Annotated in this window: 20 protein-coding genes, 2 tRNA genes and 3 pseudogenes; 15 read left to right on the plus strand and 10 right to left on the minus strand. The window is 60.0% G+C overall.

Features of this window, described 5'->3' with window-relative positions; all coding sequences use genetic code 11:
* Positions 1-14: 14 nt before the first annotated feature.
* The 3 genes from ilvC to ilvB are packed head-to-tail and all read right to left on the minus strand — an operon-like array spanning position 15 to position 3,341.
* The gene (gene ilvC / locus CKO36_RS06425; protein ID WP_200282317.1) at positions 15-1,031 is read right to left on the minus strand and encodes a ketol-acid reductoisomerase; all 1,017 of its coding nucleotides are present in this window, start codon (positions 1,029-1,031) and stop codon (positions 15-17) included.
* 51 nt (positions 1,032-1,082) lie between these two features.
* Entirely contained in the window at positions 1,083-1,574 is a 492-nt protein-coding gene (ilvN, locus tag CKO36_RS06430; RefSeq protein WP_200282139.1) for an acetolactate synthase small subunit, read from the minus strand.
* Between the two features lie 33 nt (positions 1,575-1,607).
* Positions 1,608-3,341: a biosynthetic-type acetolactate synthase large subunit gene (ilvB, locus tag CKO36_RS06435; RefSeq protein WP_200282319.1), complete on the minus strand. Its 1,734-nt coding sequence runs from the start codon at positions 3,339-3,341 to the stop codon at positions 1,608-1,610.
* A gap of 885 nt (positions 3,342-4,226) precedes the next feature.
* Between ilvB and typA the strand changes: the two genes are divergently transcribed.
* Positions 4,227-6,053 (plus strand): translational GTPase TypA, encoded by a 1,827-nt coding sequence (gene typA / locus CKO36_RS06440; RefSeq protein WP_200282142.1) that lies wholly within the window; start codon positions 4,227-4,229, stop codon positions 6,051-6,053.
* A 3-nt stretch (positions 6,054-6,056) separates the two neighbouring features.
* Here the strand turns inward: typA and CKO36_RS06445 are convergent, their stop codons facing one another.
* The 3 genes from CKO36_RS06445 to djlA all read right to left on the minus strand — a co-directional run bounded on the left by CKO36_RS06445 (position 6,057) and on the right by djlA (position 8,367).
* Positions 6,057-7,298: a class I SAM-dependent rRNA methyltransferase gene (locus tag CKO36_RS06445; protein WP_200282145.1), complete on the minus strand. Its 1,242-nt coding sequence runs from the start codon at positions 7,296-7,298 to the stop codon at positions 6,057-6,059.
* Between the two features lie 32 nt (positions 7,299-7,330).
* Positions 7,331-7,417 (minus strand) — tRNA-Leu (locus CKO36_RS06450).
* 116 nt (positions 7,418-7,533) lie between these two features.
* Positions 7,534-8,367, minus strand: coding sequence for a co-chaperone DjlA (djlA, locus tag CKO36_RS06455; RefSeq protein ID WP_200282159.1), 834 nt, complete (start codon positions 8,365-8,367; stop codon positions 7,534-7,536).
* A 174-nt stretch (positions 8,368-8,541) separates the two neighbouring features.
* Here djlA and CKO36_RS06460 point away from each other — a divergent pair, with 174 nt between their 5' ends.
* Complete coding sequence (locus CKO36_RS06460) at positions 8,542-8,949, plus strand: globin domain-containing protein (RefSeq protein WP_200282162.1); 408 nt, start codon at positions 8,542-8,544, stop codon at positions 8,947-8,949.
* A gap of 21 nt (positions 8,950-8,970) precedes the next feature.
* Here CKO36_RS06460 and thiS read toward each other — a convergent pair whose 3' ends face one another.
* Positions 8,971-9,171, minus strand: a complete 201-nt coding sequence (gene thiS, locus CKO36_RS06465) for a sulfur carrier protein ThiS (RefSeq protein ID WP_200282165.1) — start codon at positions 9,169-9,171, stop codon at positions 8,971-8,973.
* A gap of 72 nt (positions 9,172-9,243) precedes the next feature.
* On the opposite strand from thiS, the gene CKO36_RS06470 reads away from it, so the two are divergent.
* The 5 genes from CKO36_RS06470 to CKO36_RS06490 all read left to right on the plus strand — a co-directional run bounded on the left by CKO36_RS06470 (position 9,244) and on the right by CKO36_RS06490 (position 15,122).
* Positions 9,244-11,064: an AMP-dependent synthetase/ligase gene (locus CKO36_RS06470; protein ID WP_200282167.1), complete on the plus strand. Its 1,821-nt coding sequence runs from the start codon at positions 9,244-9,246 to the stop codon at positions 11,062-11,064.
* Positions 11,065-11,155: 91 nt separating this feature from the next.
* Positions 11,156-11,229: transfer RNA gene (locus CKO36_RS06475), tRNA-Gly, on the plus strand.
* A gap of 76 nt (positions 11,230-11,305) precedes the next feature.
* Positions 11,306-13,636 (plus strand): AsmA family protein, encoded by a 2,331-nt coding sequence (locus tag CKO36_RS06480; protein ID WP_200282169.1) that lies wholly within the window; start codon positions 11,306-11,308, stop codon positions 13,634-13,636.
* 90 nt (positions 13,637-13,726) lie between these two features.
* Positions 13,727-14,797, plus strand: coding sequence for an A/G-specific adenine glycosylase (gene mutY, locus CKO36_RS06485; RefSeq protein WP_338053431.1), 1,071 nt, complete (start codon positions 13,727-13,729; stop codon positions 14,795-14,797).
* Between the two features lie 28 nt (positions 14,798-14,825).
* Positions 14,826-15,122, plus strand: a complete 297-nt coding sequence (locus CKO36_RS06490; RefSeq protein WP_200282171.1) for an oxidative damage protection protein — start codon at positions 14,826-14,828, stop codon at positions 15,120-15,122.
* 12 nt (positions 15,123-15,134) lie between these two features.
* Here CKO36_RS06490 and CKO36_RS06495 read toward each other — a convergent pair whose 3' ends face one another.
* The 3 genes and pseudogenes from CKO36_RS06495 to CKO36_RS19620 all read right to left on the minus strand — a co-directional run.
* Complete coding sequence (locus CKO36_RS06495) at positions 15,135-16,205, minus strand: glycosyltransferase (RefSeq protein ID WP_200282344.1); 1,071 nt, start codon at positions 16,203-16,205, stop codon at positions 15,135-15,137.
* Between the two features lie 8 nt (positions 16,206-16,213).
* Positions 16,214-16,651, minus strand: a pseudogene (locus tag CKO36_RS19615) (ISKra4 family transposase); the annotation flags it as partial.
* A 1-nt stretch (position 16,652) separates the two neighbouring features.
* A pseudogene (locus CKO36_RS19620) lies at positions 16,653-17,214 on the minus strand (ISKra4 family transposase); the annotation flags it as partial.
* A gap of 96 nt (positions 17,215-17,310) precedes the next feature.
* Here CKO36_RS19620 and CKO36_RS06505 point away from each other — a divergent pair.
* The 8 genes and pseudogenes from CKO36_RS06505 to CKO36_RS06540 form a co-directional block, all read left to right on the plus strand.
* Positions 17,311-17,823, plus strand: a pseudogene (locus CKO36_RS06505) (nucleoside transporter C-terminal domain-containing protein); the annotation flags it as partial.
* Positions 17,824-17,922: 99 nt separating this feature from the next.
* Positions 17,923-18,582, plus strand: a complete 660-nt coding sequence (locus CKO36_RS06510) for a MotA/TolQ/ExbB proton channel family protein (protein ID WP_207161400.1) — start codon at positions 17,923-17,925, stop codon at positions 18,580-18,582.
* Positions 18,579-19,079, plus strand: a complete 501-nt coding sequence (locus CKO36_RS06515) for an ExbD/TolR family protein (protein WP_200282173.1) — start codon at positions 18,579-18,581, stop codon at positions 19,077-19,079. The genes CKO36_RS06510 and CKO36_RS06515 overlap by 4 nt, the downstream gene beginning before the upstream one ends.
* Positions 19,076-20,863, plus strand: a complete 1,788-nt coding sequence (gene msbA / locus CKO36_RS06520; RefSeq protein ID WP_200282175.1) for a lipid A export permease/ATP-binding protein MsbA — start codon at positions 19,076-19,078, stop codon at positions 20,861-20,863. The genes CKO36_RS06515 and msbA overlap by 4 nt, the downstream gene beginning before the upstream one ends.
* Before the next feature lie 59 nt (positions 20,864-20,922).
* On the plus strand, positions 20,923-21,984 hold the full coding sequence (lpxK, locus tag CKO36_RS06525; protein ID WP_200282177.1) for a tetraacyldisaccharide 4'-kinase: 1,062 nt from the start codon (positions 20,923-20,925) through the stop codon (positions 21,982-21,984).
* Positions 21,981-22,904, plus strand: a complete 924-nt coding sequence (gene kdsB / locus CKO36_RS06530) for a 3-deoxy-manno-octulosonate cytidylyltransferase (RefSeq protein ID WP_338053432.1) — start codon at positions 21,981-21,983, stop codon at positions 22,902-22,904. Before lpxK ends, kdsB begins: the two co-directional genes overlap by 4 nt.
* 280 nt (positions 22,905-23,184) lie before the next feature.
* Positions 23,185-23,661 (plus strand): low molecular weight protein-tyrosine-phosphatase, encoded by a 477-nt coding sequence (locus CKO36_RS06535; protein WP_242469428.1) that lies wholly within the window; start codon positions 23,185-23,187, stop codon positions 23,659-23,661.
* Positions 23,662-23,674: 13 nt separating this feature from the next.
* Positions 23,675-26,143, plus strand: coding sequence for an ATP-binding response regulator (locus CKO36_RS06540; RefSeq protein WP_242469429.1), 2,469 nt, complete (start codon positions 23,675-23,677; stop codon positions 26,141-26,143).
* The last annotated feature ends 18 nt before the right edge of the window (positions 26,144-26,161 follow it).

Consider the following 26,161-nt stretch of genomic DNA (forward strand, 5'->3'; position numbering starts at 1 on the left):
TGAGCCTGAGAGGATCAGTTCTTGGACTTATCGACCAATTGCTTCTCGCGAATCCAGGGCATCATACCGCGCAGGCGAGCACCCACTGTTTCGATTTGATGCTCCTGGCTCAGACGTCGCATGGCTTTCATGCCTGAGGCGCCAGCCTGATTTTCCAGGATAAACTCACGAGCGAAAGAGCCATTCTGAATTTCACCAAGCACGCGCTTCATTTCCGCCTTGGTCTCTTCGGTAATGATGCGCGGGCCGCGTGTCAAGTCCCCATACTCGGCAGTATTGGAGATCGAATAGCGCATATTGGCGATGCCACCTTCGTAGATCAGATCCACGATCAGCTTCACCTCATGCAGACACTCGAAGTAGGCCATTTCAGGCGCATAGCCGGCTTCAACTAGCGTCTCGAAGCCGTTTTGAATCAGCGCCGTCAGACCGCCGCACAGCACCACCTGTTCGCCGAACAGGTCAGTCTCACATTCCTCGCGGAAGGTGGTTTCGATGATGCCGGCACGCCCGCCACCATTGGCTGAGGCATAGGCCATGGCAATGGCACGCGCTTGGCCACTGGCGTCCTGCTGCACTGCAATCAGGCTGGGCACACCGCCGCCCTGAGTATAAGTGGAGCGCACCAAGTGACCCGGTCCCTTGGGAGCAATCATGATGACGTCGAGATCGGCACGCGGCTCGATCTGACCAAAATGAATGTTGAATCCGTGTGCAAACGCCAGCGCCGCGCCCTGCTTGATGTTGGGCGCGACCTGGTCGCGATATAGCTTGGCCTGATGCTCATCGGGCGCCAGGATCATGACCACATCGGCACCGGCAACGGCTTCGGGAATCTCCTTGACCTCCAGCCCGGCATTGGTCGCCTTGGCAGCTGAGGCTGAGCCGGCGCGCAGACCCACGGTCACCGAGACGCCAGACTCTTTCAGGTTATTGGCGTGGGCATGGCCCTGGGAGCCATAGCCGATGATGGCGACCGATTTGCGCTGAATCAGCGACAGATCGGCGTCTTTGTCATAATACACATTAATTGCCATGTCAGAATTCTCTATTCGGAAGCGGAAGGGTGAAATTCGGGTGAGTTATAAGGACAAAGCTTTCTCGCCACGGCCAATGCCACTGGGACCGGAACGCACCACCTCGGTGATGAGCCCTTCGGGCACAGCCTGCATGAAGGCGTCAAGCTTGCTGGAGGTGCCGGTCAGCTCCACCACATAGCTGGCCTCGGTCACATCAATGATTTTGGCGCGGAAAATGTCGGTCAGGCGTTTCAGCTCCTCGCGATTGGTGCCTTGTGCGCGCAGCTTGATCATCATCAGCTCGCGCTCAATGTGCGGCCCTTCCGACAGATCAAGCAGCTTAACCACATCAATCAGTTTGTTGAGCTGTTTTTTGATCTGCTCGACAATGTCATCGTTGCCCGAGGTGACCAATGTCATACGCGACAGGGAGGGGTCATCGGTCGGCGCCACAGTCAGCGACTCGATGTTGTACCCGCGGGCGGAGAACAGGCCGGCAATACGCGACAGGGCTCCGGATTCGTTCTCGACCAGCATTGAAAGAATATGTCTCATCGCGGTTTCCAGGACAGGGGGCTATTCAAAAAATCAGGCCAGTTCACGCTGCGACATGGTCGGCGGCAGGTGCATTTCATGCTGACCCTTGCCAGCGGCAATCATCGGGTAAACATTTTCGGTCGGATCCACCACCACATCGAGGAAAACAAAGCGATCACGCATGGCAAAGGCCTCCTGCATGGCAGCCTCCAGCTCGCCCGGTTTTTCTACGCGCAGGCCAACATGACCAAAGCTCTCCGCCAGGGCGACGAAATCCGGTAGCGCATCCACATAGGAGTGGGCATAGCGGCTCTCGTAGAAAAATTCCTGCCACTGGCGCACCATGCCCATGTAGCCGTTGTTCAGCAGGATCACCTTAATCGGCAGCGCGTACTGCTTGCAGGTGGCCAACTCCTGAATGCACATCAGAATACTGGCCTCACCGGAAATGCAGGCCACCTGGGCGTCCGGATAGGCCAGCTGTACGCCAACGGCGGCCGGTAAACCGAAGCCCATGGTGCCAAGCCCGCCGGAGTTGATCCAGCGGCGCGGCTTGTCGAAGGGATAGAACTGCGCGGCAAACATCTGATGCTGGCCCACATCGGAGGTCAGATACAGATCACCCTTGGTCACCCGGTGCAGTGTTTCGACAGCGAACTGCGGCTTGATCAACTCACTGGCGCGGTCATAGCCCATGCAGTCAAGTTTGCGCCAGGCATCAATCTGCTCCCACCAAGCCTTGAGGGCGGGTGGCCGATCAGCCGGGGTGCCAGTTTCACGCAACAAGCCCAGCAGATCCGCCAACACCGTCTCGACCGGGCCGACAATGGGGATATCCACCCGCACATTTTTGGAGATGGACGAGGGATCTACGTCGATATGGATGATGGTGGCATGCGGGCAGAAATGTTCAATCTTACCCGTGACCCGATCATCAAAGCGCGCACCGACGGCAATCAGACAATCCGTCTCATGCATCGCCATGTTGGCCTCATAGGTGCCATGCATGCCGAGCATCCCGATAAACTGCGCATCGGACATCGGGTAGGCGCCCAAGCCCATCAGGGTGCTGGTAATCGGGTACCCCAGTGCCTGTACCAGCTCGGTCAAGGCAGCAGCGGCATTACCCAGAATGACGCCACCGCCGGTATAGAACACCGGACGCTCAGCGGCCTGCATGGCCTCCAATGCCTTGCGAATCTGACCAAGATGGCCTTTGCGGGCCGGCTGATAGGAACGCAGCTTGAGTTCAGGCTGGAACTGATAGGGAATCTTGATGCCCGGATCGGTGACATCCTTGGGAACATCCACCACCACCGGGCCCGGGCGCCCGGACTGGGCGATGTAGAACGCCTTGGCAATGGTCGCGGCAAGATCCTCGCGCCGCTTCACCAGAAAATTGTGCTTTACACAGGGGCGGGTGATGCCGACGGTATCGACTTCCTGAAAGGCGTCACTGCCAATCACCGGCGTGGGCACCTGGCCGGTGATTACCACCAACGGGATGGAATCCATATAAGCGGTGGCAATGCCCGTCACGGCATTGGTCGCCCCCGGCCCGGAGGTCACCAGACAGACACCGCAGCGACCGCTGGCGCGCGCATAGCCGTCAGCGGCATGGGTGGCGCCCTGCTCATGGCGCACCAGGATATGCTGAATCTGATCGCTGCGCTGAAACAGAGCATCGTAGATATGCAGCACCGCGCCGCCAGGGTAGCCAAACACGGTTTCCACACCCTGATCGATCAGGGACTGAATCACGATTTCCGCACCAGACAGCTCCAGGGGCTGATCTGAGGGGGGGGCCTGCTCGGACGATGAGTCAGGCGCGGGCCTTTGCTGCACGAGTCTACCTCCGCACCAACCGCTGCATACTCGTGCTCCGAGCCGCTGTTGCCCAGCGTGAAAACGGGCAACGCCTCGAACCGAGATGCCGCCGGCGGCACACGATCAAAGTAATGAAGTCATCAGTGGAACCGACGGTCGCGCGATCCAGGCGGCGCCAGCATGCTCCGGTGAACGGGGAAAATTACAATATTCCGGCCAATAGGGTCAACTATTGCGCCTAATAATTTCAGCCAGCGCCACCGCTCAGCAGAATCCTGTGCCCGGCGGCGGCGATCCCAGCCCAGCGTTGGTGGCTATCGTTTGCCAGGTTATCCAGCGCTTATTCACAGGCTTTGCGCAAGGCAAGAGGCACTGCCGGCAAGCCAGGACCGATCAGGCCGATCATTTTTGATTTGTCAATAATTTTATTAAAACAAAAACTTAAGCTACCATTCAAGCATCGGCCAAGGTGCTTTGCCGCTTGTCCCACTGCGGCTTGCAGGGTTTTAACCAGCTGTTACCCACAAAGTTATCCACAGGCATTGTGGAAACTCGATCTTTTCACTGGCAGATGCAGGGGTTAAGACAATTTTTCGAGAAAGTGTTCGAATGCTTTGCGCCAAGCCAGAGCTTTCGGTTGGCGCCCCCCTGGAATCCAACGCCGGAGCCCAAGCTGGCGCGCTAGCGCGCCAGCCGCGATGACGCGGTCGCACGGGCATCGATGGACTCGGCTATACTCGCCATCGCTCCCGGCGTTCTTTCCCACATTGGCCTACGTTCTTACCGGCGTCCTGGCGCCGCGAGCCGTGCCGGTTTTAATAATTTTTTTGGAGTGACTGTTCAGTGATTGAAGGCTTGCGCAACATTGCGATTATCGCCCATGTCGACCATGGCAAAACGACTCTGGTCGATAAATTGCTGCAACAGTCCGGCACCCTGGGGGAACGCTTTGGCCCGGTCGAGCGAGTGATGGACTCGAATGACCTGGAGAAGGAACGCGGCATTACCATTCTGTCCAAGAACACCGCACTGCGGCTGTCACTGAACGGTCAGGATTACCGCATCAATATCGTCGATACTCCCGGACATGCCGACTTCGGCGGTGAGGTTGAGCGTGTGCTGTCCATGGTGGATTCGGTGCTGTTGCTGGTCGATGCCCAGGAAGGCCCGATGCCACAGACGCGCTTTGTTACCACCAAGGCGTTTCAGCACGGCTTGCGTCCCATCGTAGTGGTCAACAAGATCGACAAGCCTGGCGCCCGGCCGAACTGGGTGGTTGATCAGGTGTTTGATCTGTTTGATCGCCTGGGCGCGACCGACGAACAGCTTGACTTCCCCATCGTCTATGCATCAGCCATCCATGGCTATGCGGGCCTCAGTGAAGATGTGCGTGACGGGGACATGACGCCTCTGTTCGAAGCCATTGTCGAGCATTGCCCGGCACCCAAAGTCGATCCGCATGGCCCCTTTCAGATGCAGATTTCAACGCTCGATTATTCCAGCTTTGTCGGCGCCATTGCCGTTGGACGTATTCAGCGTGGCTATGTGCGACCCAATCAACAGGTAGTGGTAGTCAAGCGCGATGGGGATCGCCAGCGAGCCAAGGTGGGACTGGTGTATGGCTATCTGGGGCTGGAGCGCAGTGAGGTGGAGCGGGCCCAGGCCGGAGACATCGTGGCTCTAACCGGCATGAATGCCCCCAATGTCTCCGACACCCTGTGCGACCCCGACGCTGTCGAAGCCCTACCGCCGCTCACCGTCGATGAGCCGACGGTGACCATGACCTTTCAGGTCAACACCTCGCCCTTCGCCGGGCGCGATGGCAAGTATCTGACCAGTCGCCAGCTCAAGGAGCGTCTGGAGCGCGAACTCATCCATAATGTCGCCTTGCGCGTGGAAGAGGGAACAGATCCGGAAAAATTCCGGGTGTCTGGACGGGGCGAATTGCACCTGTCGATTCTGCTGGAGAACATGCGCCGCGAGGGCTACGAGATGGCCGTGTCGCGCCCGGAAGTCATCTTTCGCGAGATCGATGGCGTGATTTGCGAGCCTTATGAGCAGCTCACGGTCGATGTCGATGAAGTCAATCAGGGCGCCATTATGCAGGCGCTTGGCGAGCGCAAAGGGGATCTGAAGGACATGGTGCCCGACGGCAAAGGGCGGGTGCGCCTGGACTATGAAATCCCCTCGCGCGGGCTGATCGGCTTCCAGACCGCCTTCATGTCGCTGACCTCGGGCACCGGCTTAAAGCATCATGTGTTCGATCACTATGGCCCGGCCAATCAGGGTGGCATTGCTCCGCGTCGCAATGGCGCCATGATCTCCAACAGCCAGGGCAAGGTGCTCGGCTATGCACTGTTTAACTTGCAGGATCGCGGCCGGCTTTTGGTCGCCCCCGGCGAGGAGGTCTATGAAGGCCAGGTGGTGGGCATTCACTCCCGTGACAATGACCTGGTTGTGAACCCGCTCAAAGCCAAGCAGTTGACCAACATCCGCGCCGCCGGCTCGGACGAGAATATTCTCCTCACCCCAGCGGTGCGCTTCTCACTGGAGCAGGCGCTTGAGTTTATCGAAGACGATGAGCTGGTTGAAATCACCCCCACGGCTATTCGCATTCGCAAGCGCTTCCTGAAGGAGCACGAGCGCAAGCGCGCCGGTCGTGGCGGCTGAACCTCAGTCAGCGGTGTCCGACTCCTTGTCGTCGTCAGGGCTCGGCTGCTCACTGGGCCGGGCGCGCAGCACGGCAGTTTTAAGGTAAGCGGTTTCGGCAATGGCCGGGTGAATCGGATGATCCGGTCCCTGGCCACTGTCGCGCAGCCGCTGCAACTCCCGGCCACTCGCGCGCGCCGCCTGCTGGATACTGCGTTGGAACTGTTCGCGACTGAGATGATGGGAACAGGATGAGGTAACCAGCAGGCCATCGGGCGCCAACAGCTCAAGCCCGAGTCGGTTGAGTCTTCGATAGGCCTGTTCGCCCTCCTTCTGATCCTTGCGCCGCTTAATAAAGGCCGGAGGATCGAGGATAATCAGATCGAATTCGCGCCGCTCGGTGCGCAAGGCCCGCAGCACATCGAAGGCATCCCCTTGCAATAGATCGACGATGCGCGATTCCAGCCCATGACGTTCGGCTGTAGCACCGACGCGTTCTAGCGCTTGGGCCGAGCTGTCGACAAAGCTTAATTGTTGCGCACCGGCGCTGGCGGCAGCCAATCCCCAGGCGCCCAGATAGCAGCACACATCCAGCACCCGGGCACCGACACCAAAGCGCGCCAGACCCAGGCGGTTGTCCGCCTGATCGTAAAACCAGCCGGTTTTTTGGCCGCGCACGGGATCGATCTGGTAGCTGATTTCGCCTTCGCGCAGCGTAACCTCGCCGGTATCCTCGCCCAGCGCCCATTCAACGGACTGGGATAGGCCTTCCAGCGCGCGCATCGGGGTGTCGTGGCGCAGCAGAATGCGCTGCGGGCGCAGCACTTGCGCCAGTGCAGAGAGAATTTCGCCGCGCTCACGCTCCATGCCAGCGGTGGTGATCTGTACCACCAACAGGTCACCATAGCGATCAACGATCAGACCCGGCAGGCCGTCGCTCTCGCCATAGACCAGTCGATAAAAGGGCTGGGGGAACAATCGCTCGCGCAAGCTCAGTGCCTGATGCAACCGCTTGAGCAGCAAGGCCGGACTGAGCGGCTGCGTCCGCTCACGGCTCAGCAGGCGTGCGCAGATTAAGGAGTTGGGGTTGGCATAGGCATGGCCGATCCAACGCCCGCCATGGGCGATCAGCTCGACCGGCGCGCCCGGTTCCAGACCTTTCAGCGGTGAGCGGGCGGTATCGACTTCATTGCTGTAAACCCAGCAATGTCCAGCCAACAGACGCCGCTCCTGATCTTTTTTTAGATACAGGGGGGAAACTTTCAAGTGCGACGGGAATGCGTGACAATGCAGAGAAATGGTGCCGAGGAGAGGACTTGAACCTCCACGAGCTTTCGCCCACATGGACCTGAACCATGCGCGTCTACCAATTCCGCCACCTCGGCGAGAGGACGTTGCACAGCCAGGACAGCTGTGCAGCGGAAGCGCGCATCTTAGTCGGGCCGGCGGCGGCTGTCAACTCGCACATCGGCCGCGTGCGCTATTTCATGCTTCGCTAGCCTCAGGTGGCACGCTCGCGACGAATCAACTCATAGGCTTGGCGAATCTGCTGGGTTTTCTCGGTGGCCAGTTTAAGCATTTCTTCCGGCAAGCCACGGGCAATGAGCTTGTCGGGATGATGCTTACTGCGCAACTGCCGATACGCGCGCTTGATAACCGCATCCGTATCACTGGGTTTCACCCCCAACAGCCGGTAAGCTTGGGCCAGCGTCAAGCTTGCGGAGTCCGGCTGGGACTGGGAACGGGATTTCTTCCTTCCCCGACCAGTATTGCGGCTGGAAGCACCGGCGCGTTCAGCGCGCGTCAGTTGTTCGAGCTGGCGGAACTCGGGTTCTGGGATCCTGAGCGCGCGGCGCACCTGATGCAATAGCTGGCGTTGCGCCGCCGAGGGTAAGCCATCGGCATAAGCCGCCTGGAGCTGAAAGCGCAGAAACATCTCCAGCAGGCTGGCATTGCCACGGCAGGCGCGCCAGAAGGTCGCCAGGGCATCTGCCAGCACAAAATCGGCGGCCTTACCACGCTTGAAATCAGCAATGGCCTGCCGGCGTTTTTCCGGCGAAAACCGCATGCGCGTCATGGCTGCTTCAGCCATGGCGATTTCGGCTTCTGAAACCCGCCCATCGGCCTTGGCCACATGCCCCATGGTGCTGAAGGTGGCGGTGCGAAAGGCGGCCTGCACCTGTTCGCGTTCGCGGCGCGACAGCAAAGCGCCATGCTCAAGCCACAGCAGGCCGTAGTCAACCCCATGCCCCAAAGCGGCGCCAATCAGGGCACCGGGCGCATCCGCCACGACCAGCCCGGCAATGCTGCCGACCACTTTACCAACCCAACCCATGGACCTGCACCGCGTTATTCCCTATCAGCCAAAAAACCAGATGACCCGCACCACTCGAACGCGCAAAAATACCCACCGGATACCAGCCAGAGCCTTGCAGCGCCAAGTCGGGTGTAAACTGCCGGACTTGACCCGGCTGTGCGCCGAGCGAAACCGACAGGAGACAGACTCATTATGACATCAGACGACCAAGCCCTTGTGCGCGCCTCCTGGGCGCAACTGCAACCGCAGGCTGAGCAGGTGGGAGCAGCACTGTATCAGCGCATGTTTAGCGATCACCCGGAGCTGCGCCATCTGTTCAAAGGGGAGATGGACGAGCAGGCGCAGAAGCTGATGCGCATGTTCAGCCGTGCCGTCGCCACCCTGGAGGATCTGGAATCCCTGGATCGGGTGATCAAGATGATGGGTGCGCGCCACAGCGGCTATGGCATTGAGGACGAAGATTATCCGAAAATGCGTGAGGCACTGCTCGCAACCCTGGCCGAACAGCTCGGCGATGGCTTCACGACTGAAACCCGCCGTGCTTGGAGCCGCGTTTATGACGAACTGGCCGAAATCATGATCGAGGGTAGCGCGAATTAACGCTTGAAGAATTCGTCGCGCTCAGCCACCGCCAACCGCATGGATAATCTCGACGCTGTCGCCCTCGGCGAGCCGATGCTCGGCAAATTGGCTGCGGGGCACCAGGGTCTGATTAACCTCCACCGCCAAGCGCCGGTCCGTAAGTTGCTGTTGCTCAATTAGCGCCTGTACAGTCGCGCTCTGCTTGAGTTCGTGGCTTGCGCCATTGAGAAGAATCTGCATGGGAGACTCCGTTGTATCCCGGGCTGTCACTTGTGGTTTCGAACCGGTCACTGCAAACACATGAAGCCGATCATGATGCGATGGTCAAAAGATCTGATTCCAGTCGAACAGGCGCTGACACTCGATGGCCTCTTTTGGCAGCGGGTCAGTCGCTCACCCCAGCACGAGGCCTATCGCTGGTTCGATCGCGGTAGCAGTACCTGGCACAGTCTGACCTGGAGTGAAACCGCCGCGCAGGTTGCACGCTGGCGCGCTGCACTGCTGAGCGAGGCACTGGAGCCCGGCGAGCGAGTCGCGATCCTGCTGCGCAATTGTCCGGATTGGGTGATCTGTGATCAAGCGGCCTTGTCATTGGGGCTGGTGACGGTTCCGCTCTATACCGATGACCGCGCCGAGAACGCGGCTTTTGTGCTGCGCGATGCCGCCGTGCGGATTCTGCTAGTGCAGGATCTGCACCGCTGGAAGCGGCTGGCAGACGTCCTCGACGCTACACATCCGCTGACGCGGGTGGTGTTGCTGGAGTCCTCCGAGGACGCACAGGCTCTGGCCGCCACCGATGCGCGTCTGGTGGTTGCCAGCCAGTGGCTGCCACAAGCAGGCGTCAGCTGGTCGCAGCGTTCCGCCGATCCTGATGCACTAGCGACCATCGTCTACACCTCAGGCACCACTGGCAAGGCCAAGGGGGTGATGCTGACCCATCACAATATTCTCAGCAATACGCGCGCCTCTCTGAACGTGCTGGATGTTTATCAGCAGGACATCTTTCTGTCCTTTCTGCCACTGTCGCACATGCTGGAGCGCATGGCCAGCTACTATCTGCCAATGATGTCGGGTTCCACTGTGGCTTACGCGCGTTCCATCGGGCAGCTAGCCGAGGATCTAAACACCATTCGCCCAACCATTCTGATTGCCGTGCCGCGAGTGTTCGAGCGTGTTTATCAGCGCCTCAACGAACAAATCCGCACCCGCCCGGCTATGGCGCGCTGGCTGTTTAAGCGGGCCACGGAAGTGGGCTGGGTCAGCTTCGAGCATACCCAGGGTCGCCGCCGCTGGCATCCACAGCTGCTGCTATGGCCCTGGCTCAGACATCTGGTGGCGCGCAAAGTGCTCGACCGGCTTGGGGGAAAGATTCGTGTTGCTGTCAGTGGCGGAGCGCCGCTGCCAACCAATGTCGCCCAGCTGTTTGTGGGGCTTGGCCTGCCGCTGATTCAGGGCTATGGCCTGACTGAAACCAGTCCTGTCATTAGCGCCAACTCGCTTGAGAATAACCGACCTGACACCGTCGGCACACCCTTGCACAATGTGCAGGTGCGCATTGGCCCCTATGATGAGCTGCTAGTCAAGGGGCCAAGTGTGATGCACGGTTATTGGAATAATCCTGCCGCCACCGCAGCAATAATCGACGCCGATGGCTGGCTGCATACGGGTGATCAGGTGCGCTTGATTGGCCGCCATCTTCAGATCACCGGACGACTGAAGGATATTCTGGTACTGTCCAATGGTGAGAAGGTGCCCCCGGCGGACATGGAAATGGCCATCGGCCAGGATCCGCTGTTCGATCAAGTGATGGTGATCGGCGAAGGCAAAGCCTACCTGAGCGCATTACTGGTGCTGAATGCTACGCTCTGGGTCACCCTGGCGCGCGAGTTCACACTGGATCCGCATGACCCGGCCAGCTTGCAGAACCAGCACCTGATCAAGGCGATGCTGGCACGCTTGCGCGAGGCCCTGAAGGACTTTCCAGGCTATGCCAAAATTCGCCGCGTCACCCTGGCACTCGAACCCTGGTCGATTGACAATGGCCTGCTGACCCCAACCCTGAAAATCAAGCGACATCAGGTGCTTGAGCGTCACCGCACCGCGATTGAACAGATGTATGCCCTGGAGGACTGAGGCCAATGGCGCAGAGCACTTGCCGATCCGGGCGCAGGCCCCTACAATCGCCTCTGGTTTGCAGCTGTTTCAGTCTTCAAGCGATCCTCAAGCGGGCGTAGTTCAATGGTAGAACAGGGGCTTCCCAAGCCTCCAATGTGGGTTCGATTCCCATCGCCCGCTCCATTCTCAAAGCCTGATGCTAACACCCTGATCAGGTTTCACCCTGCGCTTGTGCCTTGGCAGCGAAGGTGAGTCAGCCATGATGTCAAAGCTCGCTGCTTGGTTGGCCGGCTTGCTGTTGTTCATCAGCGTGCTGGGGCTTGGCACCTTCCTCGCCAGTGATGTTCTGCTTGACCGCCCGACGGTCCGTGACTTTCTGATCCAACAGGCTGAAGAGGCGACCGGCTGGTCAGTCCACATCGGCTCAGGTCCGCACATTCGCTGGCAACCCTGGCCCCAGCTTAGCCCGCAAATCAGTTTGGAACAGGTCGAGTTCCTCATTCCCCAGCACTCAAATCAACTCGGGCCACTGCGCTGGCATGCCGAACAGCTGCGCATAGCACCGCGCTGGAAGTCATTGCTCGGCCCCCATCCCCAACCTGCCAGTATTCAGGCACGGCGGATCACTGGCGAACTTCCTGGGGCAGCGGTGGATCAGTCCATCGCTGGACAACACCAACCCCAGCTCCAGTTCGATCTGGCGGAAGTGCAACTGCTGTTGCAAGAAGCCACCGCCGCGACGAATTCATATCCCCTGCCCCGCGAGCTGCACATCCAGGGTGACGAGCTGACTTGGACGGCGCAGATGCCGAACCAGGCTCCGGATCAGAATCACCTTCAGCGCCAAAGTCAGGAAATCAGCCTCACGAATTTCACCCTCAGCGCCGGACCACTGAGCCCTGCGGGTGCGGGCCGACTACGCGCTCAGGGGCTTGTGAGCGGAGATTTTGCGGCTTTGAATGCGCAGGGAACCACGCAGATGCAGTTGCAAGCAGATCTGGCGCCCATGACCAAGCCTGGCATCCTCGAACTCACGGCCGCTCAACTCAGACTCGCTGATATCCGCTGGCAGACTGCCGCCGGACCAGCGGTCTGGCCCGGGATTGACTGGCCTGAAATCGAGTTCAGCGCCAATCTTCGCTTTAATCAAGATGCCCGCAGCCTGGCGCTCAATCAAATGCAGCTGCGTATGCAGGCGTTGACGCTCGGCGGTCATCTCAAGGCGAGCTTCGCGCATGATGCTCCCGGCGCATCCGGTCGCGTGACTGTGGAGCCTTTCGATCCGCGCGCCTGGCTGCACAGCCTAGGCCTCCTCACTACTAAACTTGAAGCACCGCTGCCAGACGCGACGGAGCAAAACTTGCGCAGCCTCGCCGCTGGCTTCGATTTCCAGGCCAGCGCCAGCGACCTGCATGCCCAATCATTATGGGTGAAACTCGACGACTCCGAAGCCTGGGGACAAGCCTCGCTGCATCTCGGTGAGTACCCCAGTGCCCAGTTTCATTTGTCCATCGACCAATTGCCGCTTGAGCGCTATTTACCGGCGGGACATCTCGTTCAACCAAACGCGCCGCCGGACAACTCTGATGCAACGACAAACACATCCAAAGCCATACCGGCGGCAGAAAGGCCACCTTTTATTGGCCAATTGACAGCGCTCCCCAGCGACCCAACATCACCCCCCAAACCCGTGCCCAATCAGGCCGCCGTCATCACGAATCCCTGGTGGACGACGCTAAATGCCACCGGCGATCTCAACATCCAACAGCTCAGCCTGTTCAAACTCAACGCCGGTGCCGTCACCATCGAACCCACGCTCAGCGACGGACGCCTGACAGCCAATTTTTCCGCACCGAATTTTTACGCCGGTCATCTCAGCGGCTATTTTGAGTTGACACCTGTCGCCACTGCGGCCACTTCAAGCCGCCACCTGACTCTGCTTACCAAAGCTGAGGCGATACAACTGGCGCCATTATTCAAGGATCTTCAGACCGCGATGATCCTCAGCGGCACAGCCGCGTTGGGCTTGGAGCTGAACGCTCAGGGCCAAGACTGGCCCGCAATCGCTCAAAGTCTCAGCGGTGATCTGGCTGTGCTACTGAAAGAGGTTCGCTTTGAGCACCTGCCATTGACAGAACTGCTTGCAGCCAGCCGTATCCCGACCCAAATCGGTATCAACTTACCAGCGTTCGACGCTTTTAGTGAAATCAGCGCCAGCTTCAAGGGTGAGCAAGGTCGGTTTCACAGTAGCGATTGCGTCGCCCGCGCACCAGCAATGGACATTTCCGGCACTGGCCTGGTGGAAGTGCCGCAACAACAGCTGGATTTCGATCTCACCGCCGTCCTGCACGACACCCCGGATGGCCGTGGCATTCAAGAGCTGAATGATCTGCCAATGCCGCTGCGGATCAAGGGCGACTGGCAGGCACCGGACATTGACTTCGACCCGGGCCCGGCTGTGCGCAAGGCGGCGGCGCGCGCACTTGATGCACAACTACGTCAGCACGGCAGCGACCTGGGTCGGCTTGAAGAACGCACCGGTATCAAGGGGCTGGAGCAGGGCTTGCGACAACTGCTGGGCACGGATTGAGCGTACAGAGCCATTAACAGTTGTGCAAACACTCCTGCCGCCGGACCGGACGGGCAAGCGGCTTGGCCTCCAGCCGAATTCGTCGCTGCGGTGCTCGACTGGTTCAGCAGCCATGGCCGCAAGGATCTGCCATGGCAGCTTGAGCCCACGCCCTATCGGGTGTGGATCTCGGAGATCATGCTTCAGCAGACGCAGGTCGCCGTGGTCATTCCCTATTTCGAGCGCTTCATGGCGCGGTTTCCCACCCTGTCGCAGCTGGCGGCGGCGGATCAGGATGACGTCCTGCGCCATTGGGCCGGACTCGGTTACTACGCCCGCGCACGCAATCTGCATCGTGCCGCTGGTATTTTGGTTAGGGACTATCAGGGAAAACTCCCGGCCGATCCGCAGCAGCTCATGCAGCTGCCGGGCATTGGGCGCTCAACCGCCGGTGCCATTCTCTCACTCGCTCTGGGCCAGCCGCAGGCGATTCTGGATGGCAATGTGAAGCGCGTACTGGCGCGCTGCTTTGCCATACCGGGCTGGCCAGGTCAACACGCGGTGCAAAAACGTTTGTGGGCCGTTTCGGAACAGCTGATGGCGGCAACGGCTGAGTTTGCAGACAACGCGTCCAAGCCATCACTGATTGCGGCCTATAACCAGGCGATGATGGATCTAGGCGCCACCCTGTGCAGCAGACACTCAGCCGCCTGTGATTCTTGCCCGCTGGCGAGTCGCTGTATCGCGCACCTCAGCGACAGCGTGCAACAGTATCCCGAGCCAAAACCCGCGCGCATCAAGCCCAAACGCGGCACCCGCTGGCTGCTGATCCAGGATCCGGACGGCAAAATTCTGCTTGAGCAGCGGGTCACCAGCGGTCTCTGGGGTGGGCTCTGGACGCTACCGGAGATTGCCCCGGATCAAACCGGCGCACACTGGTGCCAGCAGCAGCTTGGCCGTGCGCCACAACGGGTTGAAAAGCTGGCCGACCGACAGCATTCCTTCTCTCACTTCGAACTGGAAATTTTTCCCGAGCTTCTGGTGTTGGAGCAACATCCGACACAGATTGCTGATGACGAACATCGCCTTTGGATCACCCTGGATGAGGCGCTGAAGATGGCCATCCCCGCGCCGCTGAAGCGTTTGTTGCAAGTCGTTGTGGCGCACCATCATCCGGGCTAGGATCAACACATCGCAATGGAGCTACCCTATGTCGCCAGCTGACGCTCAGTCCCCTTCCCGTCGCGTGCAATGCATTAAGCTCGGCCACGAAGCCGAAGGGCTGCAACGCCCGCCCTATCCTGGTCCGCTCGGTCAGCGCATCTTCGAGCAGGTTTCCAAACCGGCTTGGAGCGATTGGCTGAAGCATCAGACCATGCTCATTAACGAAAATCGCTTGAGTCCCATGGACCCCAAAGCACGTAAGTTTCTTGAAGCCCAGATGGAAAACTACTTCTTTGGCGAGGGCGCCGACATACCAGAGGGGTATGTGCCACCGAAGAGCTGAAGCACCTTGCGGTTAACACTCAAATCGCGACTCCACCCAGTCGAGTTGGCGCGGTAGGCAGACGCTTTGCAAGTCATAATGTGTCTGAGCAAACTCACGCGCATGAGTCCCTAAACGCTTCCGGGTCGCTGCATCATCGAGCAAATCGCAGAGCTGTTCCGTCAGCGCCTGAACGTCGAAGAAATCGATCAGGCGGCCGGTTTCATTCGGGATAATGGCTTCATGTAGCGGCGCTGTATCGCTGGCCAGGATAGTACATCCCAGACTCATGGCTTCAAGCAGACTCCAGCTCAGCACAAAGGGATAAGTCAGATAGACATGCACCCTGGACAGCCGGAGCACAGCGAGAAATTGCGGATATGGCAGATGGCCAAGAAAATGCACCCGGCTCCAATCGGCATCCTGAATCTTGGGGCGCACTTCCTGCACGAATAGGCTTTTCCAGCTCTGCCCTGCTGGTGGGCGGGTCCCGTAGCTGACACCATCGCCACCAACAATCAAAACCCGCGCGCGCGGCCGCTGGCGCAAAATTTCCGGCAACGCGCGCATAAAAATATGATAGCCCCGATAGGGTTCAAGATTGCGATTGACGAAGGTGATGATTTCGTCATTGCGACTGAGTTGCACCTGTCCATTCAGCGTCAGCGCCACAGCTGGATCGGGCGTCACCGCCTGGGTGTCGATGCCATCATGGATAACGCGAATCTGCTCGCGAAAACGCTCAGGAAAGGTGCTGGCCTGCCAGTGGGTTGGTGCAAGCCCGGCATCGGCGATCTCGAAATGTAGCAGGTTGTTGGCATTCTTCAAGCGCAAGCGGCAGCGATCACCGGCGTCCTGAGCGGGAAATTCCGCATCAAAGCCAACATCAGCTCCTTGTGGATGATAAAAAAACTCGCAATAAATCCCCAGGCGCACTTGTGGCCACACATCCTTGACGAACAGACTCTCGCCCCAGCCCGGATGGGCCAGGATTAGATCAGGAGTGATGCCTCGGTCACGCAGTTGCAACAGGGTACGAAAACAAGCCTCTGCGCGAATAATCTTGGTCTCGAAATCACTGACCCAGGGGGTGCTACCTTTCAATAATGTCCTTAGCAAGGCTGAGCACCGAACTGATCGATCTTGTCCCAGAATTGCGCCCAGCGTCCGGTCGACTGAACCAATGCACGTAAGCTCAAAACAATCTTGGCGCCCTGATGTTTCCAGCGCATGCCCGCTCCGCACAGGCGCTGCTTGACCAGGGTTTTACAGGCCGCTTCGATGACCCCGGAGCCAATCGGCAAGTTCTCGGCTAGGTGCGCGGGGTAGTTCATGCGTTCACGTTGATTGCTGAAGTAGGTCAGGGCCGCTTGAAGATTGGCTTTGACGGTTTTGCCCAAGGAGCGCTTGTCCATCAGGCGTTTGCCTTCTTCGATGAGGGCGTCAACGGCGCCGGGTTCGTGCTTGAGTCGGTGGCGCTGCTCTTGGAGCCATTGGTCGCGTTTGGCCTGGCTGGCTTTGCCAGGATAAGCGCCCGTGGCGAGGTGGGGNTGGCTCCGTCGAGGCTGATGGCGATCGTGGTGATGGGGGCGTCGAGTTCAGGCGGAGCATAGTCCCATAGCTCCTCTTTGGCGCAGGCGATGCTGCCGACCCAGTCGGCGGTATTCTGCACATAGGAGGCGGCAATTTGGCGACCATGATTGGCGCGCAGGTCTTCGCAGACGGCGTTGACGTTCATCTGGGAATACTTGTGCGAGAGCTGCTGGGCGAACAGCGGGGTGGCCTGACGAATGAGGCGTGCGCTGGCTTCCAGGGGGCAGTAGATACGACCGCCCTGGGAGGTTTGGTAGACGTTGCGCTCCACTTCAATGGCCCCATAGGGGGTTTGGTAGGTCTTCGGTGAGACGCCGCGCTTGGTCCATTTGATCGCCCCCATGGTGATCGGGGAGCCGTCGGTGTCGAAGCGCTTGAGCGTCTCGGCACTGGCAAGCCTTCCGATGCTGTTGCAGGCGGCTTGGATGCGCGCTTCAGCTTCAAGCATGGTTCCGCTGAGATCGATCGTGACTTGAAAAGTCGCCTGATGACCGTCGATGTTAATGAGTTGCGCTGTTATGGCCAAGCCCTCTTTCTGCGTTTGGATGATGGGCTAAGCATGGCTCATGATTGACATCATTGAAAGGCGGCACCCGATGCACATATCGAGATCGAATCCAGCAGCGCCATGGATGCCGTGACCCGGGGCACGCTCGCGGGCATCCCGCTGCTGCTCAATATCGTGGCCATGCTGATTGTGATGCTGGCGCTGGTCCACCTCGCCAATGCGGGACTGGAACTCCTGCCCGACATCGCCGGCACGCCCCTGAGTCTGGAACGCGTGCTGGGCTGGGTGTTCGCGCCCATCGTCTGGCTCATCGGCATCCCCTGGTCAGAAGCCCACAGCGCCGGCGCGCTGATGGGCAGCAAAACCGTGCTCAACGAACTTATCGCCTATGTACAACTATCTCAGCTCCCGCCTGAAGCGTTCAGCGAACGCAGCCGGCTGATCATGCTCTACGCCCTATGCGGCTTTGCCAACTTCGGTAGTCTCGGCATCCTGATCGGCGGTCTTGGCACGCTCGCCCCGGAACGCCGCCCGGACATCGTTGCCCTGGGTTTCAAATCCATCATCGCCGGTACCCTGGCCACCCTGATGACTGCCACCATCGCTGGACTGCTGCTATAGCCCTGGCTTGGGTTACACTGCCCCCAGCACTCACACCAGCCCTCACCAGTCCTGTCCTAACCAACACTCAAGTCAAACTCGACCAGCAACCCCACGCTCATGTTCGCACTGACGCCCATCTTCGATATTTTTCGTGCCGCCGGCTGGCTGCTGCTGCCGATTTCTTTGTGCTCAGTGGCGACGGTGGCGATTGTGCTGGAGCGCTTCTGGGCGCTGCGGCAGCCGGCAGTCATGCCGGAGAATCTGGTTGAGCAGATCCGGCAATTGCATCAGGCCAAGCAACTGACCGAGACACGAATTGCTGAGCTACGAGCCAATTCGGGACTGGGGCGGATGCTGGCGGCGGGCTTGGTGAATCGCGAGCATTCGCGCGAGATCATGAAAGAGAGCATTCAGGACACCGGCCGTCAGGTGGTGGCGGAGATGGAGCGCTATCTAGATATGCTGGGCACCATTGCCTCGGTGGCACCGTTGCTGGGATTGCTGGGCACGGTGATTGGCATGATTGATGTCTTCAGCGTCATTACTGACGCTGGTGTTGGCGATCCTCAAGTGCTGGCCGGGGGTATTTCCAAGGCACTGCTCACCACAGCCGCCGGCCTGTCTGTGGCGATTCCGGCGCTGCTGTTTCATCGCTATTTCAACAGCCGGGTGACGCGCCTAGCAATTGGCATGGAGGAGCAATCCCTGCATCTGGTAGAAGTCATCAAGGGTGAGCGCGAACCGGAACCCAATGAAATCGCAGGCCACGCGCAATGAATCTGCGCCCGCACCCACCGCCACTGCCGGAGCTGAATCTCACCCCCTTGGTCGATGTCGTCTTTCTGCTGCTGCTGTTTTTTATGGTTTCGACCACCTTTGAGCAACCGCGCGAACTGCCGCTGACTCTGCCGGAGGCGGAAGGGCAGCCAGTGCCAACAGCAGAGACGCCAGTGCTAGTGATCGCAATTGATCGCAACAGCCAGTATCGGGTTGCCGAGCAGCCACTGGAGATTGATGCTGGGCAGAGCACTCGGGATGCGTTGACGCAGGTGCTCCAGCAGGCGGTGCAGGCGACCATGCCGGCATCTCCAAGTTCACCCTCTTCCGCAACGCCAGCGCCGCCGCTTCCATCCCTGCTCATCGAAGCAGATGCCCAAACGCCACATCAGGCGGTAATGCGGGTGCTGGATGTCGCCCAGCAGCTGGGACTAACCCGGCTGGCCTTTGCCGCGACACATCAGACACATCAAATGAATAGCACACCGGAGCCATGATACCAACGCAGTCTCAGCCTCAGCCTGAGTCCAGCATCAGCGCGCGGGATCTGTACGCACGTCTGCTCGGCTATGCGCGGCCCTACTGGCGCATGTTTGCGCTCTCGATTGCCGGCATGCTGGTGTTCGCGGTGACTGAGCCGTTGTTTGCGGCTCTGATCAAGCCGCTGCTGGATGGCAGCTTTGTCGAGCGCGATCTGGAAACCGTGCGGCTGATGCCCTTCCTGCTGGTCGGTCTTTTTGTGGTGCGCGGCATCGCCGGTTTTATCAATACCTATTGCCTGAAATGGGTCGGTCGCCGCGTGGTGACCGATCTGCGCCAGCAAATGTTCGACCATCTGCTGCACGCACCGACGCGCTATTTCGACACCCATGGCTCGGGGCAGATTCTGGCCAAGCTCACCTATAACGTCGAGAACGTCGCCAATGCCAGCACCTCAGCACTCACCACCATTGTGCGCGATGGCTTTACCGCCCTGGCCCTGCTGATCTACATGCTGTATCTCGATGCCAAGCTGGCGGCGATTTTCCTGTTTATTGGTCCCACCACCGCCTTCGCCATCAAATATGCCACCAAGAAATTCCGCCGCTACAGCAAGCGCATTCAAGAGCGGGTCGGCTCCCTGACTCATGTCGCCCAAGAGGCCATAGACGCCCACCGGGTGATCAAGGCCTTTGGCGGCCAGGCGCAGGAACGCGAACAGTTTCGCGCCGTGAATGAGAAAACCCGTGCGCTGCAAATGAAAATGGTCGCCACCGAAGCGGTAAGCGTGCCGCTGGTGCAGCTGATTTCGGCCATTGCCATCGGCATCGTAGTGTATCTCTCAACCATGCAGGGATTACGCTCAGACATTACCGTCGGCAGCTTCATGTCCTTTGTGGTGGCCATGGGATTGCTGCTGCCGCCGGTCAAGCGCCTGACGTCCATCAACAGCCACTTGCAGCGCGGCATTATCGCCGCCGAGAGTCTGTTTGAGCTGCTTGACTCGCCAACGGAACCCGATACCGGCACCCGCACCCTGACCCGCGCCCAGGGCCGCATTGACTATGTTGACATCAGTCACAGCTATGCCGCTGACAAGGGGCTGGTCATTGAGGGGCTGAATCTGTCCATTGCGGCCGGCGAAAGCCTGGCGCTGGTGGGACGTTCGGGCAGCGGAAAATCGACCCTGGCCAATTTGCTGCCGCGCTTTTATGAGCCCTGTGCGGGGTGCATTCTGCTTGACGGCATCGACATTCGCGAGCTGCGCCTGGCGTGTCTGCGCGAGCAACTGTCGCTGGTGACTCAGGATGTGGTGCTATTTAACGACACCATTGCCAACAACATCGCCTATGGTCACCCGCGCGCTGTGACTCGTGCGGAGATCGAAGCGGCGGCGGCCGGAGCGCATGCGCTGGCATTTATTCGTGCCTTGCCCCAGGGCTTTGATACCCCTATCGGCGATCGCGGCGTACTGCTCTCGGGTGGCCAGCGCCAGCGCCTGGCCATCGCCCGCGCGATGCTAAAGGATGCGCCTATTCTGATTCTGGATGAAGCCACCTCGGCCCTGGATACCGAAGCCGAGCGCCATATTCAAGCCGCCCTGCAGACGCTGATGCGAGCACGCACCACCCTGGTGATCGCCCATCGGCTCTCCACCATAGAACAGGTGGATCGGGTGGTGGTGTTGGATCAGGGGCGAGTGATCGAGCAGGGCTCCCATGCCGAATTGCTGGCCCAGGGCGGCTATTATGCGCATCTGCGGCAGTTGCAGTTCAATCAGACGCCCGCCACGGCCGCATAACAACCCTCCTTGCCCCAACCGCCGCTGCACCATGCACCATGCACCATGCACCATGCACCATGAAGCTTTCTGAGCCGGTCTCCGCACTGTTGCAAGCGGTTTGGTACCGCCCCGGGCATCCGCTCGCCGGGTTGCTGGCGCCACTCGGCTGGCTGTATTGCGCGCTGGCCAGGCTGCGGGCTCACTACTGGCGACGGCGCTGGCAACGGCCGCCGGAAGCTGGAGCGCAGCTCACAGTGCCGGTGATTGTGGTGGGCAATCTGACCGTCGGCGGCACCGGTAAGACGCCGCTGGTGCTATGGCTGGCCGAGCATCTGCGCACGCGCGGCTGGCAGCCGGGGATTGTCACGCGCGGCTATGGCGGACGTGCCCAGGGCGCGCCACGCTTGGTGCCAGCCGATAGCGATCCGCGCGAACAAGGTGATGAGGCCGTGCTGCTGGCGGCGCGCTCTGGCTGTCCGGTGATGGCCGGTGCGGACCGGGTCGCGGCGGCGCAGCGCCTGGTGGCGGAATGCAACTGCGATCTGTTGCTGGCTGATGATGGCTTGCAGCATTATCGGCTGCGGCGCACGCTGGAGATTCTGCTGGTCGATGGCCGGCGTGGTTTCGGCAATCGGCGCTGTCTGCCCGCCGGTCCCTTGCGTGAACCGCCCGCCCGCGCACAGCAGGCAGATATTATTCTGCACAACGGCGGCTCCCAAACCAACCGCCCGGGCATGGAACTGCATCCCCTGCGCGCGATCAATCTGCGCGATCCACGTCACACCCGGGCACTGGCCCAATTTGTTGGCACTCCGGTAACCGCAGTGGCCGGTATTGGGCATCCCGAGCAGTTTTTCGCCGGTCTGGAACAACAGGGATTGCACATTGTGCGCCGTCCCTACCCTGATCATCATGCGTTCAGCCAACAGGACAGCCGCGACTGGCCCGCCGGGCCGGTGCTGATGACAGAAAAGGACGCCGTCAAATGGCGCCCCTTTGCCGACCGATCGCATTGGTATCTACCCGTCACGGCCGTCCCCAATGAGGCCTTCCGGCGTGCCCTGGAGCCACATCTGGCCAGGCTGGAAGCCAAACGCTGCACCATCTCCTCACCCCTCAAACCGGAGCCAGCTGCGTGACCTTCAACAACAACGCCACCACTCCCTCAGAGCCGCCCCTGCCGCCCTTTAAGGTAGTGATTCCCGCGCGCTTTGGCGCCACCCGCCTGCCAGGCAAACCACTGATTGATATCGGCGGTCGGCCACTGATCGCTCATGTCTGGGCCAGTGCCTGTGCCAGTCAGGCCGAGGAGGTATTGATTGCCACCGAGGATGCGCGCATTGCGGCGGCCTGTGAGGGCTTCGGGGCTGAGGCCGTGATGACCTCAGCGCAGCACCTGAGCGGCTCGGATCGCATCGGCGAGGTGATGCGCCAGCGCGGCTGGCCCGAAGATACCCTGGTGGTCAACCTGCAAGGCGATGAACCCTGCATGCCGGCGGCGCTCATTGATCAGGTGGCTAGGCTGCTGGTACGCCACCCGGAGGTTGGCATGGCAACGCTGTCGGTGCCCATCGACGCGGCCAGCGCGCGGCATGATCCGCATCTGGTCAAAGTGGTCACCGATGCCCGAGGTGCGGCGCTGTATTTCTCGCGCGCGCCCATCCCCTGGCATCGTGAGGCTTTTGCGGCTGATCATACGCAGACGGCGTCAGCACCCCCGCCCCTGTCCCCAATGCTACAGCGCCATATTGGGATTTATGCCTATCGCGTTGGCCTGCTAGCGCGCTTTCTCGCCTGGCCGCCAGCGCCGCTGGAGCAGATCGAAGCCCTGGAGCAACTGCGGGTGCTCTGGCATGGCGAGCGCATTCAGGTCGAGGAGGCCTGCACCGCCATTGGCCCCGGGGTTGATACCCAAGCCGACCTAGCCGGTGTGCGACAATGGCTGGGACTTGCAAGCAAAAAAATGCCCCGGGCCAAGACCCGGGGCCATTTCACCACTGAGGAGGTTTCGGAGAGGGCGCTCGGCAACCAAGACGCATGTCCACTCACAACGCTTTAACTCCAAGCAAAGCAGATGCCAGTTTTTTGCGCCACGCAACCCCCAAACCCTAAGAACATCAACACAATCAATCTTTGCCAGAATTTCATGGAGTTATAGGCTTAAGCAGCACAGCTCCAGCGGCATCGGGAACCCATCGCAGGTTTTGCCGTGCACAAGCCACCCGGTTCTGCCTTGACGCCCGCCGCCTCATCGCACCATGATCGTGCAGCCTGGACTCAGCGCCGCTGTCTGGTGCAGCCACCCGGGTTTCATTCACGCCACTTGCCGGATTGTCAGTATGCAAAAAGTCAGAGTGCTCTTCGTCTGCATGGGAAATATCTGCCGCTCCCCAACGGCCCAGGGGGTGTTTCGCCAACTCGTCGCCCAGGCCGGGCTGGCGGATCGTATCGACATCGACTCGGCCGGCACCCACGCCTACCATATCGGCGAACCGCCGGATCAGCGCGCCACCGCAACCGCCCACCAGCGTGGCATTGATCTCAGCGACCTGCGCGCGCGGCGCGCCAAGGTGGAAGACTTCGAGGCCTTCGACTATGTCCTGGCCATGGATCAAGACAACTTCCGCAATCTGCGCGAACTCTGCCCACCAGCGCTCACGCATCGCCTCAAGCTGTTCATGGATTTTGCTCCGCAGCTGTCAGTGCGCGAGGTACCCGATCCCTACTACGGCGGCCCGCGCGGCTTTGACCGGGTGCTGGATCTAATTGAGGCGGCCAGCGCCGGTCTGCTGGAGGACATCCGCCAGCGGCTGTAATTCGGCACCGACGATGCTCGCGTTCCCTGCATCCGGACTGCGACTGCGCTACTACATCCTCGCGCTCCTGCTGCTGTTTGGCCTGGTACCGCTGATGCTGGCGGTGGTCATCAATCTGCCGCTGGTGGTCGAGCGCACCGCAATGTTTTTTCAGAAAGCCTATCTGCAAAACTTGCGTGCGGATTTTCGCGATCTCGACCAGCATCTCGCCAGTCGCGATGAAATCATCCGCCTGTTGGCCAAACTGCCTGATCAGGGCGTGCTGTTGGGCACTCAAAACAGCGAGCGGGAAGTCGATTTTGTGCGCGCGCGCTACACCAGCTGGATCAACCAAATGGTGTCTGATCAGGGTGACATCATCCAGATTCTGTTTCTTGACACTCAGGGCCAGGAGCGTTTCTGGCTCGAACGCCAGGCCAAGACCCAGCAATGGCGACCAAACGATACCCCGCCCACGCCACCGAATCAGGGCTTTATCAAGGCCGCCGCCAAGCTGGCACCCGGCGAAGTCATGGTCAGCCGGATTCGCGTCAATCCCTATGCCGCCCAGCATGACCCGCGCCAATTGCTCACCCTGCAACTGGCCAGTCCAATTGGCGCATCCACCCAGCCCGGTGCTTCGGCGCTGGGACTGCTGTTGCTGACCGTCGATGTCGGCGGCCTGGCGCAATACTACCGCGACACCCTGTGGGTTCTGCACAGCGGCAGCTACCTGCATCCCGGCCAGCCGCTCAGCGACCAACCCCAGGCCTTTGCCGACTTCCCGGGACTGGAACAGCTGTTTGCCGAGGGCAAGCTGGCGCTGACAAAATCTGTCACTGGTGTGCCCTATCTGTGGGTGCCAATGTTTTTAACCGAAGAGGCCGTACCCCTGTGGGTCGGTCGGCCGGTGGATTCCTCACCAATCGCCGATTTCCGCAACACCCTGATTGTGCGGGTGCTGTCCATTATTTTGGTGTTGGTATTGGTGGTCATGGTGATGGCGCGCGCCCTGGCGCAGCGCACCGAGCGCTTTGGACGCGAGCTGACCGCTGGTGTGCAGCATATTCTGCGCGCCGGTCAGCCCATGCAGTTCCACTGGCGCGGACCCTATGAGGTGCGCGAACTCGGCGAACAGCTCGGTGCCCTGTCACGCGCGCATGCCGAGCACATTGAGTCCGAGCGCCAGCACATGCGCGACCTCGAACAGTCCAATCGCTATAAGTCGGAATTTCTTGCCAATGTCAGTCATGAGCTGCGCACACCACTGAATGCCATTCTGCTGCTGTCGAAGATGCTTGCCGAGCAAGAATCCGGCCTGGAGGGCGAAGCGCGTCGTCAGGCCCAGGTGATTCATGAAGCCAGCCGCGATCTGCGCGGTATGATCGACAATATTTTGGATATTTCCCGCATCGAAGCCGGTCAGGTCACCGTGAGTCTGGAATGGGTGGACTTGCAAGCCATGCTAGAGGAACTTCTGCTGCTGACCGAACCAATTTTTACCGCCAAAGAGCTGCAATTTGAGCTTGAAGTCGCCGCCAACATGCCCCGCCACATCTATAGTGACCGGGATAAAATCCGCCAGATCATCAAGAATTTTTTATCCAACGCGGCCAAGTTCACTCATCAGGGGCGGGTGCTGATCACCGGCGAGGCGCACAGCGATCCGCATTATCCGGTGGCACTCAGTGTCAGCGATACCGGCATCGGCATTCCGCCAGGCAAGGAAGGAATTATTTTCGACGCCTTTCAACAGGCCGACGGTTCGACCCGACGGCGCTATGGCGGCACCGGCCTGGGCCTGTCGATCAGCCGCGAACTCGCCGGCCTGCTCAATGGCAAGATCACGGTTGACAGTGCCTTGGGCCAGGGCAGCCGCTTTACCCTCACTCTGCCCTTGTCGCTTAACCCCAATGAGTTTGATTCAGTCGAAATCCTCCAAAGCCGTGAGGCGCCGGTCAGCACCCATCTGGCGCCGGTTGACAACACTCGGCCCGATGGCAGCGGTGACACTGACACCGCACGCAGCAGCGCGCGCCCCCCAGCCGATTCCTCCCCTCAAGACAGTCAATCCTCGGGGCATCACTGGGGCGACCACTGGGGCGACTACTGGGCCAGGCACTGGATTCTGTTGCTGGAGCGCGATGTCCAAAGTCTGCTGGAGCTAACCGCCTGCCTCAAGGATCTGGGGCTGCGGGTGCAAACCGCCGCCGATGTTGATGAAGCGCTCGAAGCCCTGTACGAAGAGCCCGATTGCGCTTTGGTGATGTTCGGCGCCCTGGCAACCCCGGCACGCACCTGTGATAGCATCACCCGCCTGCGTGCAGATCCGCTAGGCGCTCAAGTGCCGCTGGCGATCATGGGTCAACCGGAGGACACCGCCCTGCAAGAGTATCTGGATGTTGGCGCCACAGCCTTTTTTAGCAAGCCGCTGGGTGCCCAGGAGTTCATTCGGCTGCTTGACAGTCTGTTTGAGCTGGAACCCAACACCACCGCCCCCTAGCGTCATCAGCCATCTGGC

It is taken from the genome of Rhabdochromatium marinum, assembly GCF_016583795.1.
Taxonomy (GTDB): domain Bacteria; phylum Pseudomonadota; class Gammaproteobacteria; order Chromatiales; family Chromatiaceae; genus Rhabdochromatium; species Rhabdochromatium marinum.